Below are 12,980 nucleotides of genomic sequence, written 5' to 3' on the forward strand. Positions count from 1 at the left end.
GCATGTGGGTGTGCAGCCCTCCTCCCAACATCAAATAGGGCTGGCAGATTGCTTTCTGCCAGCCCTCAACTGCTACCTCAAGATCAATCTCTGAGATTATTGCTCAGGGGTATTGCTCAGGGGTATTGCTCCAGAGACGATTCAACAGGTTGGTTTTCCGCTGATCAAACTCAAGCCACTCACCCCATCCGGCAGTATTGCTCTGCGGATCGTAGGCGTGGCCGTACCAACCACCGGTGTCACCGGATTCCGGGTTGATGGACCAGTAGCAACCCTGGATATTTTTCTCGACCATGTAATCGACAAAAATATCCTGCCACTGAGCATCGACCACGCCGGGCTGGATATGATCCCAGCGCGCCTGATCGCGCAGAGCGGCTTTTGCCGGCCAATCCAGGTTGCCGCCGAACTCACCGACCACAATGGCATAGCCCCTTTCACGCAGGTAGCCAAAGTGCTCGTCCCAACCGGCGCGCAGCAACTCTTCATCGATCACGATATTACAGTCGGCATCACCGGCCGCATCGCCCTCCAGACCCTCACATTCCGGCTGCGACACCGGGTCCATGAAGCCTTTCTGCACAAATACGGACGGACCGTAGGTGTGCGGTGACCATACCAGGCGGTCTTTGGGGATATCCGGCGGGTTGTCACCGGCTTCAAACAGGTTTTCCCCCCAGTTCGGGTTGGTCAGTTCGTTGCCGTGCGGCACCTGGACAATGGTGTCCGGGGTACCGTCCTGATTACCGGCGGTGGCGGAAACACCCTGTACAAACAACAGCATATGCGGGCTGACTTCGTCGATAGCGGCAAACGCATCTTCGGTCAGGCTTTTCCACTCTTCCCAGGTGTAGTCCCAGGGCTCGTTGTAGATATCGATACCGATGATGTTGTCCACACCCAGCGCTTCTTCGAGGCCAGCCAGCTCGCGCAGGTTATCCAGCCAGATGTCACGGTTATACGCCTGCACATTGGTTACCGAATCCGGGTTGCCGGTGGCGGCACAAGAGCTGTCTTCCCGCGGGTAATCGTACATATCCCGATCCGCATCCACGTAGGGAGGACGGGCATCCAGGCGACCCGCACGCCAGCCCACATAGTTGGAGCAGGAATGCACATCGAGCATGACTTCAATGTTGTTCTGATCTGCGGCGATAATAAATTCTTCCATCGCCTGGCGCGCATTCGGTACACGTACCGATTCGTGGTTCTTCAATACTTCGCCACTGGCCTGCGGATCGTCGGGGTCGAGCGTTTGCGGCACCACCGGGAAGCGCACCACGTTCACACCCATTGCGGTGATTTCACTCATGGTCTGCTGGATGGTACGGCCTGTGCCCGCACTGCCATTGGCCCAGAAAGTGTTGCCCACGTAGAGCTCCATTGGCGCACCGCTGGGGTTCACTTCCGCATCGGAAGGCTCATGACGCCCCTCGAGACCGAACCAGGAACCACAATTTACCGGAATGACTTCACCGTTTTTGGTGATGTTACCGGTAGCATCCACGCGGAAGCGACCTGCCGTGGGTTCACCACCGGAACTGCCGCCGGAGGAACTGGAAGAGCTGGACGAGCCGCTGCCTGAGCTGGAACCACCGGAGGAACTGGAAGAGCTGGAAGAACCACTGCCGGAGCTTGAACCACCCGACGAACTGGAGGAGCTCGAGGAACTGGAAGAGCTGCCGCCAGAGGAACCGGATGAACTGGAGGAGCTGGACGAGGAGCTACTGGAGGAGCCGCCGGAGGAAGAGCCACCACCGTTTCCATCTACGCTCACCGGCACGGGCGCCTGGCCGCCAGGGTTGGCAATAAAGCCAATGATCACTTCACCGCCGGGTGCGATGGTACTGTTGTACGAAGCGGCTGCCACAACGTATTGGCTGGCACTCTGCGACTCGAGCACACCATTCCACATGTTGTTGATATCCACATCCATGTTGAAGGATACAGTCCAGTCGGTAAGCGGTTCACTGCCGTCATTGACGACAAGGATTTCCCCCTGGAATCCGCCGCCCCAGTCACTGACAATCCGCATTTCCGCTTCCGCCGCCATCAATGCGGCCGATGATGAGGCCAGCCAGAAGGCCAGCCCGGCCTTGGCGCAGGCCCGGTACAGCGATCGCCGCTGAAAGGTTCGATTACCCGAAACACTTGCTTCCATTTTTCTCTCCGGTCGTTGTAACTGATTCACCACCGATCATCGATCTGTGGAAAACTGATAGGCACCAATTTCCCGACAACAAGCGGCGAAACAACGTATTTTCAATAGTATTTTCATCGCGCGGCTCATTCGAGACGCTCTGATACAACGTGCGGATATTGAAAATGAACCCCGTGAAAAGATGAGTTTCAGGCCATTTTTTTACAGTTGAGAAATAATTTATTTTTCTGGATCACCAGCGTGAACCGTTACGGAAGTAAAGCGCGGGGACTGTCACAGTAAAAAGCGGGCAAAAAAAATCCCGGCACCAGGCCTAATGCTGTTCACTTAAGCATTGCAGCCTAAGGTGGGGCCCCGGAAAATCCGGTTTCCAGATCAGGAAACCGGATTTTTTTGTGTCTCTTCAGCAGTCTCTCTTCGATATTGATGCCCTCCAGTCCTTCTGTGACCTGAGTACCTTCACCCAGAACATTCCCGTTGAATGGGTGGATTCCGCTCTGCAGTTATCCTCGCAAGCCACTATTCGCCGCCGTCGACTTCCCGCCGATCAGGTACTCTGGCTCGTGCTGGGCATGGCCCTGTTCAGGAATGAACCGGTCTCAGAAGTTGCCCGCAGGCTCAATATCTGTGCTCAGGGGCTCGCGAACGATAGCCTGTTGGCCCCAAGCGGGGTATCAAAGGCGCGACAGCGTCTTGGTGCTAACCCCGTTCAGTGGCTATTTCAACGTACCGGGGTGCACTGGGGACATGAGCGTTACCCCGAAGATGAATGGCGAGGATTGCAAGTTCTCGCTGTCGATGGCGCGCTGTTGCGCACTCAAGATACTCCTGAGCTGCGAGATCATTTTGGCTCCGGTAACACGAGCACAAACCGGCAAACTCCGTACCCTCTTATGCGCCTGGTTGCTCTAATGAACGTACGTTCACATGTACTTCTGAATGCAGAGCTAAGCCCTTACCGACGCAGCGAAATACGCCTGGCCGATGAGTTTATGAATCAGGTGCCGGAAGCCTCCGTAACCCTGTTTGATAAGGGTTTTTGGAGTGCAGACCTTTTGCTGCGGTGGGCGGATCAGAACACGCAACGCCACTGGCTGATCCCCGAGCGCAAAGGCCTGGTCAGTGAGACAGTGGAGGTCTACAACAAAAATGATCGACTACTGCGAATGAAGGTCTCCCCCCAGGCTCGGAAGCGCAATCCGGCCCTTCCCGAGTACTGGGAAGTTCGAGCAGTGAGCTACAAGCATAATGGCAAAAACAAAACGGTATTTACCTCGCTACCGGCAGATACTTACGGCACTAAAGCCGTCGCGAAGCTCTACCAAGAGCGCTGGGAAATCGAAATCGGCTTCCGTGACATCAAAAGTTCCATGCAGCACAACGCCGTCACCCTACGTAGCAAGACCGTGGAACTGGTTTATCAGGAAGTGTGGGGGCTACTGTTGGCGTACAACGTGATACGTCGAGAGGCAAGCCAGGCAGCGGTCGCTCACGGGGGAAACCCAGCCAGGATACGCTTTAAGTTCGCATGCCAGTATATTGCTGCGCAGCTGATTGTCATGGCCGCGGCTCAGCCATTATCAAGAACTGGAGCGCGCTTATCGGAGCTTAGGGCGGGGATTGGGAACCTGTTTTTAGAGGACCGTCCTCGGCCTTCTAGGCCGAGGACGGTAAAGATCAGCAAAACCCGCTATCCGGTGAATCGTCGTGCTGCTCCGCTTAAGTGAACAGCATTACGGCACCAGGCCGGGATTTTGCAGGCAGCGTACAGAATCAGCTGACCACTTCGCCATGTGCCTGCTTATCCGCATGGTAAGACGAGCGCACCATTGGCCCACAGGCCGCGTGTTTGAAACCAATTTTCTCGGCATACACACGGTACTCTTCAAACTCATCCGGGTGCACGTAGCGCTGAACCGGCAGGTGCTCCTTACTCGGCTGCAGATACTGACCGATGGTGAGCATGTCGATATCGTGCGCGCGCATATCGTCCATCACTTCAAAAATTTCTTCCTTGGCCTCACCAAGACCTACCATCAGGCCGGATTTGGTCAACACATCCGGACGACGCTTTTTGTACTCCTGCAGGAGTTTCAGCGACCACTTGTAGTTGGCCCCCGGGCGGGATTCCCGGTACAGGCGCGGCACGGTTTCCAGATTGTGGTTAAAAACATCCGGTGCTTCGGCTTCAAGGATATCCAGGGCAATATCCATGCGTCCGCGGAAATCCGGGGTCAGGATCTCCACCTGCAGATTGGGGGAAAGTTCGCGGGAGCGTTTGATACATTCGGCAAAGTGTTCGGCACCGCCGTCGCGCAGATCGTCGCGGTCTACGGAGGTGATCACCACGTAGCGCAGGCTCATGGCGGCGATGGCTTCAGCCAGGTGCTGGGGTTCGTTCGGGTCCAATGGGTTGGGCTTGCCGTGGCCCACATCGCAGAAGGGACAACGCCGGGTACAGATCTCCCCCATGATCATAAAGGTCGCGGTACCCCCGCTAAAGCACTCGCCCAGATTGGGGCAGCTGGCTTCTTCACACACGGTCGCAAGCTTCTGCGAGCGCAGAATGCTCTTGATACGGTCTACTTCCTTGGATGCTTTTACCGAGGGAACTTTTACCCGGATCCAGTCCGGTTTGCGCAGTGTCTGATCGCTGGCGATGACCTTGACGGGGATACGCTCTACCTTGTCACCATCGCGCAGCTTTTCCCCCTGTTGCAGACGGCGGGTGCGCTTTACCGGGGTGATTTCTGGTTTGCTGCCGTTACCGCCCTCACCAGGATTGACGGTGGTCGCCTTGACTTCAGGTTGCTCGGCGTCGAATCGTTCAGACATGGTTGTTTCCTGGTTCCGCGGCCTGCCCAGGGGCGGCCGCTTCAATGATTTTCTTGTCAGACGAAAATTCGTCAAACAGATGCTCGTCCACCGGCTGCCAGTTGGCCTCCGGCAGTTGCAGTTTGTTCAGCAAGGCGGTGACGAAACGTTTCGCGACCGCTTCCCACGCAGGTGTGGGCTGGATTACTTCCGCCATCTGCACCATCTGCATGCCGGCGTAACCACAGGGGTTGATACGCAGGAAGGGCGCCAGATCCATATCGATGTTGATGGCAATACCGTGAAAGCTGCAGCCCCGCCGCACCCGCAGGCCGATGGAGGCGATCTTGTTGCCGGCGCGAGGGCCGTCACTCAGATAGACACCGGGCGCATCGGGGCGCGGCGCGGCGGCAATACCGAACTCGGCGAGCATGGCGACGGTGGCTTCTTCCAGGGCGGTGACCAGGTCGCGCACACCGATTTTGCTGCGGCGCAGGTCCAGCAGCGGGTACACCACCAGTTGCCCGGGCCCGTGGTAGGTCACCTGTCCTCCGCGGTCTACCTGAACGACGGGGATGTCACCGGTATTGAGCAGGTGTTCGGCTTTGCCGGCCTGGCCCTGGGTGAAGACCGGGGGATGCTCGACGCACCAGATCTGATCTTGGGCGTCGTTGCCGCGATTGTCGGTGTAGTGCGACATGGCGCGCCATACGGTTTCGTAGTCGCGACGTCCCAGATTACAGATGACCGGCTTACAGGTGTCTGCGGCCATCAGATCACCATGTATACGCCCGAGTGGGCGGTGAGTTCTTCGGTCAGTGCCTGCAGTTGATCTTTGCCGGTGGCGACAATGAAGAAGGTCACCGAGGTGAATTTGCCGTTGCGGCTGGGCTTGAGCGTCATTTTGCTTTCATCCAGCTCGGGGGCGTGGCGGCGCATTACTTCGAGAACAAAATCGTGAACCTGGTCATCGGAGTCGCGCACGACTTTGACCATGTAGTCTTCACAAGGAAACTCGATTTTGGGAGGCTGCTGTTCTGAATCCTGGGTCATACCACTCTCACTGGGCCGCAGGTCAGAAGTGGAATCGCCGGTCACTATTCCGGCGAGAGTTGCGGCCGGGCGGCGATTATACAGTGCCGACGGGGCACTGGACAGGGAGGATAGATTGCAGATGAAACTGGTTGTTTTAGTAGGTAGCGATGGGTACCGGTTTCTCGGGAAGTTCTATGGCGGCACTGCTAGCAGGCACCGCCTTCTGAGACACGCCGTGCACCCATCCCTGGGGGCTCTGCACCGCCATCCATGGCGGTGACAAAACGTCAGTTTTGGACGCCGAAGGCGCCCGCAGGGTGAGGGCTCTGCCCGAATCAACGTCTCACAAGGCAAAACCCGGTATCAGCACCTTAACGAGCACCATTGGTGCTCAAAAGAACTATTGAAAGAACCCCATCACAAAGCGCTTGATGGAATCCCAAAGACGCTTGAACAAGCCTGCCTCTTCCACATCTTCAGCAACCACCGCCGGTACGTCGGCAACGGTTTCGCCGTCCAGATTGACCACGACTTTACCCACCTGCTGGCCCTTGGCCAGCGGGGCCTTGAGCTCACCGTCAATGATCAGGTCGGCTTTGATGCTCTCTTCACCGCCGCGGGGAATGGTGACGAAAACGTCCCGGGAGACGGCGACACCCACGGTATCGGTCTTACCACCCCAAACACGCTCGGTCTGCAGTACATCGTTGCTGCCGTAGACCTTGTGGGTCTGGTAATAGCGGAAACCATAGGCGAGGAGTTTCTGGGTTTCTGCAGCGCGCTTTTCGTCGCTGTCGGTGCCGACAACCACAGAGATGAGGCGCATGCCCCGTTTCACGGCGGAGGCCACCAGGCAGTAGCCGGCTTCTTCGGTGTGGCCGGTTTTGATGCCATCTACCGCGGGATCGCGCCACAGCAGGCGGTTGCGGTTGGGCTGATTGATGCCGTTAAAGCGGAAGTATTTTTCAGAATACAGGGCATAGTGGCTGGGGTGATCCTGGATCAGCGCGCGCGCCAGTTTGCTGAGGTCTCGGGCGGTGGTGAGATGCCCTTCTGCGGGCCAGCCGGTGGCGTTTACGAAGTGGGTGTCGTCCATACCAAGCAGCTGGGCCTGCTGGTTCATGACTTCGGCAAACACTTCTTCGCTGCCGGAGACGTATTCGGCCAGGGCGATGCTGGCGTCGTTGCCGGACTGGACGATAACGCCGCGCAACAGGTCAATGACCGGCACTTTGTCGCCGACCTTGACGAACATTTTCGAGCCACCCTTGCGCCAGGCCTTCTCGGAGATATTGACCGAGTCCTGCTCTTTGATGGTGCCCTTTTCCAGCTCTTCAGAAACGATGTAACTGGTCATCATCTTGGTGAGGCTGGCCGGGGGAATCTGTTTATCGGCGTCGTGTTCCACCAGTACCTGACCGGTGTGGGCATCTACCAGGATGTAAGCGGTCGCCGCAAGTTGCGGGGGTGCGGGAATCAGGGGTTTATCGGCCTGGGCCACGCTGGCGCTGACAATCAGGAGCAGACAGGCAAATAAGCGTTTGAACATGGGTCTCTCTTTATTCCTTGCAATCAATGTGTGTCAGATCCCCAGCACCTGCCAGGGAAAAAGACGGTGCGAGTATAAGGGTTAATCCACCACTACCTGAGGTTGACCGAAGTTTTTCTGTTCAACGGATTCCCTCAAGGCAGCCAGTGCCCGCTGCTGTTCAATAGGCCCGATCCGGACCCGGTACAGCATTTTCCCGCCGCGATTTACCGGACTAACGGATACAGGATAGCCGAATGCAGCGGCGAGCTGCGCACGAATCTCTTCTGCCTGACTGGATGAGCTATAGGCCCCGACCTGCAGGAAGGTATTGTCGGGCAGTTTGAAGCTGGCATCCTGCGGCAACCCCTTGCGTGCTGCGGCATCTTTTTCTACCGCGAGGGTCTCAATGGCGCTGGGCAGGCTTTCGGGATCGAGCGCCTCGACTTCGACGCGGGCTACGCCTTTGTCGATATAGCCGAGCTTCTGCGCGGCGGTGTAACTGAGGTCGATAATGCGCCCGGGTACGAATGGGCCGCGATCGTTGACGCGCACGATAATACTGCGGCCGTTATCCAGGTTGGTGACCTTGGCGTAGCTCGGCAGGGGCAGCGTTTTGTGGGCGGCAGACATGGCGTACATGTTGTAGACCTCGCCATTGGCGGTCTTGCGCCCGTGAAACTTGGTGCCATACCAGGAGGCGTGGCCCCGTTCGCGATAGCCTTTGACGTCCTCGCGGACACGGTACTTAACACCATTGACGACATAGGGAGATTTGTTGCCAGCGACACCGATTAGCTCGCGCACCGGCGTCACCTCCGGCGTTGCCAGCATATCCACCGGTACCGCTGGACCGCTGTCGCGAATCTGATCGAACGGTACCTCGTCCGGCTCTACCTTGGCACTGCCGGTGTCATTCAGCGGCACGGTGCTACAGGCCGACAAGAGTACGAGCGCACAGGCGCTCGCTATCCGGGCACTATGCCCGAGTCGCGTTTTTATCATGACTTCCCCCTGGTGCCGGGCAAAACGCGCCCGCAACCGTGTGTTATCGCTCTGATCGTTATTTAATGTCGGTATCTGTTAACGCTGCGTTATTCCGCGAGCGCGCGGCGGTTCAGGACCGCCCCCCGCGGGCTTTGATTATTTCCTGTCCCAGCTCGTAGACCGCCATGGCGTACAGGCGGCTGTGGTTATAGCGGGTGATGGTGTAGAAATTATTCAACCCGATCCAGAACTGTTCGCCCTCTTCGGTTTTCAGTGAAAACACATTGGCCGGCATGTCTTTGGTCACCTGCGCGGTGGTAGGGAAGCCCTTGGCCTCCACTTCACCCACAGTCCAGTTGGGCTTGAGATCATCGTTGACGATGGTCATATCCGCGTTGGGTAGTGGCTGGGTAATCACGGTAACCGGTTGACCGGTCTTCCAGCCGTGCTCCACAAAGTAGTTGGCCACGCTGCCGATGGCATCTTCGGTATCCTCCCAGATGTCCACGCGGCCATCGCCGTTAAAGTCCACCGCATAATGGCGGTAGCTCGATGGCATAAACTGGCCGAACCCCATGGCACCGGCATAGGAGCCCTTGAGGCTCACAGGATCGATTTTCTCGTCCCGGGTCAGCAGCAGATAGTTTTCCAGCTCCTTGGTAAAAAACTTGGAGCGGCGCGGATAGTTGAACGCGAGGGTAGACAGCGCGTCGATGACCCGATAGCTGCCCATGTTGCCCCCGTAGCGGGTTTCCACACCTATGATGGCAACAATCAGCTCCGGCGGAACCCCGTATTTCTCTTCTGCGGCTTTCAGCGCCTCGGCATTTTTATCCCAGAAATCCACACCTCCGCGAATGCGGGTATCGGTAATGAAGATTTTGCGGTACTCGTACCAGGGCTTGGCTTTTTCCGCCGGGCGCTTGATCGCTTTGAGAATGGACTCCTTGCGCTTGGCTTCCCGCATCAGACCCTGAAGTTCATCGCGGCTGAAATTGTGCTCGGCCACCATGTAATCCACAAAGGCCTTGGCCTGGGCATTCTCATCGTGCCCCTGCTCCTGGGCACAGGCGCCAAGCACCAGCCCCAAGCCGGCCAACAATCCCGTGGTCCACTTCAAAACAACCGCTCCTGTCTTCATAAAGTACTTCCAACTTCTTATCACTATTTGAGGCCTGTTGCGCCGCCGCACCCGCAGGCCGGCTTACGACCGTGGCGAATGGCTATTGTGACTGCAGCCGCGCCAAAAAGTGGCACGATACACCCGAAAAAGTGAAGGCAGGCTGAACCGGCTCACGTTCTTGCGTTCGCGATGCAATTCAAGCCTACGAGGTCAGAAAAGTACTCTGCGCCTTTCCGTGCTGACGGCCATGAGAATGCCGAACCCCGCCATCAGGGTAATCACCGAGGTGCCGCCGTGGCTCACCAGGGGCAGAGGAACCCCCACCACCGGCAGCAAGCCGGTCACCATACCGATATTCACAAACACGTACACGAAGAAGGTCAGCGTGATACTGCCCGCCAACAACCTTCCGAATACATGCTGGGCCATAAAACTAATATAGATGCCCCGGGCGATGATCAACAGGTACAGGGCCAACAGGATCAGCGCACCGCGCATTCCCCACTCTTCCGCGAGTACCGCAATGATGAAATCCGTGTGACTTTCCGGCAGAAAATCCAGCTGTGATTGGGTGCCCTGCATATATCCCTTGCCGGACCAGCCCCCAGAGCCAATGGCGGCCTTGGACTGGAAGATGTTCCAGCCGGCCCCCAGCCGATCCGCATCCGGGTTGAACAGGGTCAGAATCCGCTGCCGCTGATAGTCCCGCAGCCCCCACATCCACATGGGCCAGGCGGCCAGCAGCCCCATCACAATGGCACTGCCGATCATCTTCCAGCTGAGACCGGAGAGGTACAGGGCGAAGATGCCGGAGGCAGCAATGAGAATGGATGTCCCCAGATCCGGCTGACGGACAATCAACACCGCCGGCACCGCAATAATGACCAGCGCCCCCAGTACCGTGAGAAATGACGGCGGCAGCGTACGTTTGTGCAGATAGGCGGCAACGGCAATGGGCACCGCCAGTTTCAGGGCCTCCGAGGGCTGAAAGCGGAACCCGCCAATTTGCAGCCAGCGCTGTGCGCCCTTGGCACCCACCCCCACGAACAGAACCGCTACCAGCAGGCAGCAGCCCGCCAGATAGAACCAGGGGGACCAGCGGCGGTAGAACTCGAGAGGGATCTGCGCCGCAATAAACATACCGATAAACGCCAGCCCCATAAACACGGCCTGGCGTTTTACATAATGAAACTCCTCACCGGCCGCGCTGTAGAGCACCACCAGGCCGACACCGGCCAGCGCCATCAACAGCAGAAGCAGTGGCAAGTCGACATGCCAGCGGCGGGAAAAACTCTCCGGACGACGCAGGCTGCTGCCGGTATCCGGCAGGCGGTTCATGTAATCGCGACTTGCCATCTAGCCCGCCTCCCGTTGTACGCCCGCAGCGGACGAAACCATCGGCGGTCGCCAGCCATCCACCCTGGCGGTGTCCTCGTAGGTCCGGGACATCCAGTCGAAGAAGACTTCCCGCGCCACCGGTGCGGCCACTCTGCCACCGCCCTCACCGTTTTCGACCAGTACCGACACCGCAATCTGCGGGTCATCCAGTGGTGCAAAGGCGACAAACAACGCGTGGTCCCGGTGGCGCTCTTTCAGCGCTTCGGAGTCGTACTTTTCCCCCTGGGCAATACCCACCACCTGAGCGGTTCCGGATTTACCCGCAACCTTGAAATCGAGGCCGGCGCCAGCGCGCTTGCCGGTACCGTGGGTGCTGTACACCACGGCTTCCATTCCTTCAAACACCAGGTCCCAGTGCTCGGGGCGCGCGTCCACGTGTTGCAGGACTTCCGGCGGCTGTTCGATACCATCCACCGCCATCACCACCTGCGGCCGATAGTGAGTACCGCGATTGGCGATGGTTGCGGTCATTACCGCCAGCTGTAGCGGCGTCGCCAGCACAAACCCCTGCCCCAGTACCGCATTCAGGCTGTCGCCCGGGAACCAGGGCACACCACGCGCACCGCGCTTCCACTCACGGGAGGGAAAAAGCCCGGGATATTCCCGTGGCAGGTCAATGCCGGTTTTCTCACCGAGGCCGAACCGGGTGGCAATGTCGTGCATGCCGTCGATACCCCAGCGATGCGCCATATCCCAGAAGTACACATCACAACTCTGCGCCAGGCCCTGGATCAGATCCACGTGCTTGCCGTGGCCCCAGCGCTTCCAGTCGCGGTAGATTCGGGAGTCATTGGGCAGTTTGAAGAACCCCGGGTCGGCGACCTGGGTCTCTGCCGTGATCACACCGTCAGCGAGACCACCCAGCCCCATCATGGGCTTCAGCGTGGAACCCGGCGGGTATTGCCCCTGCACCACCCGGTTGAACAGCGGCACGTCCAGGGAATCCCGCAGGGCACTGTAGTCCGTGAAGCTGATACCGGTGACAAACAGATTGGGGTCGAAGGAGGGCTGGCTGACGAAGGCGAGCACGCCGCCGGTTTTCACATCAATGGCCACCACTGCGCCGCGGTTATCCCCCAGAGCCTCGGTGGCCACTTGCTGCAGACGGGTATCCAGGTGCAGTGTCAGCTCGGAGCCCGGTTTCGGATCCTGACGCTCCAGCACCCGCAGCACCCGGCCACGGGCATTGGTTTCGACGTTTTCGTAACCCACCTCACCCAGCAGTACACCTTCATAGGAACGCTCCAGCCCCACCTTACCGATACTCTGGGTACCACGATAACGGCTGACTTCTTCCTCGGAAAAACTCGACAGTTCGCGCTCATTGATCCGCCCCACATACCCGACACTGTGGGCAAACAGTTCCTTCTCCGGGTAGTAGCGCACCAGCTCGGCTTCCACAGATACGCCGAGCAGGTGGAATTCGTTGACACTGATGCGGGCGATTTCTTCCTCGCTCAGGCGATAGCGCAGGGGGACCGGCTCAAAGGGACGTCGCCGCGGCAGGCGGCGCTTGAATTTTTCCACATCACTGTCATCGAGCTCGACCAGCTGGCCGAGCAGTTCCAGAGTCGCGTCCAGGTCTTTGACCCGCTCACGCACGATCGACAGGGTGTAACTGGGGCGATTGTCGGCGAGTAACTCGCCATTGCGGTCATAGATCAGCCCACGGGTGGGGGGGACCGGACGCACCTGGATGCGATTCTGATCGGACTGGGTACGGTAATCCTCGTAATTGACCACCTGCAGATTGTACAGGCGCGCCACCAGCACACTCAGCAGTGCCACGACACCGAAGATGGCCACCAGCATACGGTTGCGGAATAGCCGCTGTTCCGAGTGGTGATCTTTAAAGTGCAGGTTTTCAGACATGCTGGTGAAAACAGATTCTTCGGTGGCGCGAAAATGACCACGGAGTGTACACAAGTTTGCCG

General features: G+C 58.2%; 10 protein-coding genes. 1 reads left to right on the forward strand and 9 read right to left on the reverse strand.

Annotated elements, in window-relative coordinates; translation table 11 throughout:
* Positions 1 to 103: 103 nt before the first annotated feature.
* Positions 104 to 2,161 carry a cellulase family glycosylhydrolase gene (locus LRR79_RS15050; RefSeq protein ID WP_231757991.1) on the reverse strand — a complete coding sequence of 686 codons (2,058 nt, stop codon included), beginning with the start codon at positions 2,159 to 2,161 and terminating at the stop codon, positions 104 to 106.
* A 422-nt stretch (positions 2,162 to 2,583) separates the two neighbouring features.
* Here LRR79_RS15050 and LRR79_RS15055 point away from each other — a divergent pair, with 422 nt between their 5' ends.
* Positions 2,584 to 3,888 carry an IS4 family transposase gene (locus tag LRR79_RS15055; protein ID WP_407665239.1) on the forward strand — a complete coding sequence of 435 codons (1,305 nt, stop codon included), beginning with the start codon at positions 2,584 to 2,586 and terminating at the stop codon, positions 3,886 to 3,888.
* A gap of 46 nt (positions 3,889 to 3,934) precedes the next feature.
* Here LRR79_RS15055 and lipA read toward each other — a convergent pair whose 3' ends face one another.
* The 8 genes from lipA to mrdA form a co-directional block, all read right to left on the reverse strand.
* A complete protein-coding gene (lipA, locus tag LRR79_RS15060) occupies positions 3,935 to 4,996 on the reverse strand; it encodes a lipoyl synthase (RefSeq protein ID WP_231757993.1) in 1,062 nt (353 codons plus the stop codon).
* The gene (gene lipB / locus LRR79_RS15065; protein WP_231757994.1) at positions 4,989 to 5,747 is read right to left on the reverse strand and encodes a lipoyl(octanoyl) transferase LipB; all 759 of its coding nucleotides are present in this window, start codon (positions 5,745 to 5,747) and stop codon (positions 4,989 to 4,991) included. The genes lipA and lipB overlap by 8 nt, the downstream gene beginning before the upstream one ends.
* Complete coding sequence (locus tag LRR79_RS15070) at positions 5,747 to 6,028, reverse strand: YbeD family protein (RefSeq protein ID WP_231757995.1); 282 nt, start codon at positions 6,026 to 6,028, stop codon at positions 5,747 to 5,749. The genes lipB and LRR79_RS15070 overlap by 1 nt, the downstream gene beginning before the upstream one ends.
* Before the next feature lie 382 nt (positions 6,029 to 6,410).
* Positions 6,411 to 7,559, reverse strand: a complete 1,149-nt coding sequence (locus LRR79_RS15075) for a D-alanyl-D-alanine carboxypeptidase family protein (RefSeq protein WP_231757996.1) — start codon at positions 7,557 to 7,559, stop codon at positions 6,411 to 6,413.
* 81 nt (positions 7,560 to 7,640) lie between these two features.
* Positions 7,641 to 8,543 carry a septal ring lytic transglycosylase RlpA family protein gene (locus LRR79_RS15080; protein WP_231757997.1) on the reverse strand — a complete coding sequence of 301 codons (903 nt, stop codon included), beginning with the start codon at positions 8,541 to 8,543 and terminating at the stop codon, positions 7,641 to 7,643.
* A 112-nt stretch (positions 8,544 to 8,655) separates the two neighbouring features.
* Positions 8,656 to 9,645 carry a lytic murein transglycosylase B gene (mltB, locus tag LRR79_RS15085; protein WP_231757998.1) on the reverse strand — a complete coding sequence of 330 codons (990 nt, stop codon included), beginning with the start codon at positions 9,643 to 9,645 and terminating at the stop codon, positions 8,656 to 8,658.
* Positions 9,646 to 9,858: 213 nt separating this feature from the next.
* Positions 9,859 to 11,004, reverse strand: a complete 1,146-nt coding sequence (gene rodA, locus LRR79_RS15090) for a rod shape-determining protein RodA (RefSeq protein ID WP_231757999.1) — start codon at positions 11,002 to 11,004, stop codon at positions 9,859 to 9,861.
* Positions 11,005 to 12,918 carry a penicillin-binding protein 2 gene (gene mrdA, locus LRR79_RS15095; RefSeq protein ID WP_231758000.1) on the reverse strand — a complete coding sequence of 638 codons (1,914 nt, stop codon included), beginning with the start codon at positions 12,916 to 12,918 and terminating at the stop codon, positions 11,005 to 11,007. It lies immediately after the preceding gene.
* Between the last annotated feature and the right edge of the window lie 62 nt (positions 12,919 to 12,980).

It is taken from the genome of Microbulbifer elongatus, from assembly GCF_021165935.1.
In the GTDB taxonomy this organism is placed as follows: Bacteria; Pseudomonadota; Gammaproteobacteria; order Pseudomonadales; family Cellvibrionaceae; genus Microbulbifer; species Microbulbifer elongatus.

Coding starts and splice junctions, on each gene's coding strand:
- LRR79_RS15075 (WP_231757996.1), bottom strand. CDS start 7,559: ATGTTCAAACGCTTATTTGCCTGTCTGCTCCTGATTGTCAGCGCCAGC.
- LRR79_RS15070 (WP_231757995.1), bottom strand. CDS start 6,028: ATGACCCAGGATTCAGAACAGCAGCCTCCCAAAATCGAGTTTCCTTGT.
- lipB (WP_231757994.1), bottom strand. CDS start 5,747: ATGGCCGCAGACACCTGTAAGCCGGTCATCTGTAATCTGGGACGTCGC.
- rodA (WP_231757999.1), bottom strand. CDS start 11,004: ATGGCAAGTCGCGATTACATGAACCGCCTGCCGGATACCGGCAGCAGC.
- LRR79_RS15080 (WP_231757997.1), bottom strand. CDS start 8,543: ATGATAAAAACGCGACTCGGGCATAGTGCCCGGATAGCGAGCGCCTGT.
- lipA (WP_231757993.1), bottom strand. CDS start 4,996: ATGTCTGAACGATTCGACGCCGAGCAACCTGAAGTCAAGGCGACCACC.
- LRR79_RS15050 (WP_231757991.1), bottom strand. CDS start 2,161: ATGGAAGCAAGTGTTTCGGGTAATCGAACCTTTCAGCGGCGATCGCTG.
- mrdA (WP_231758000.1), bottom strand. CDS start 12,918: ATGTCTGAAAACCTGCACTTTAAAGATCACCACTCGGAACAGCGGCTA.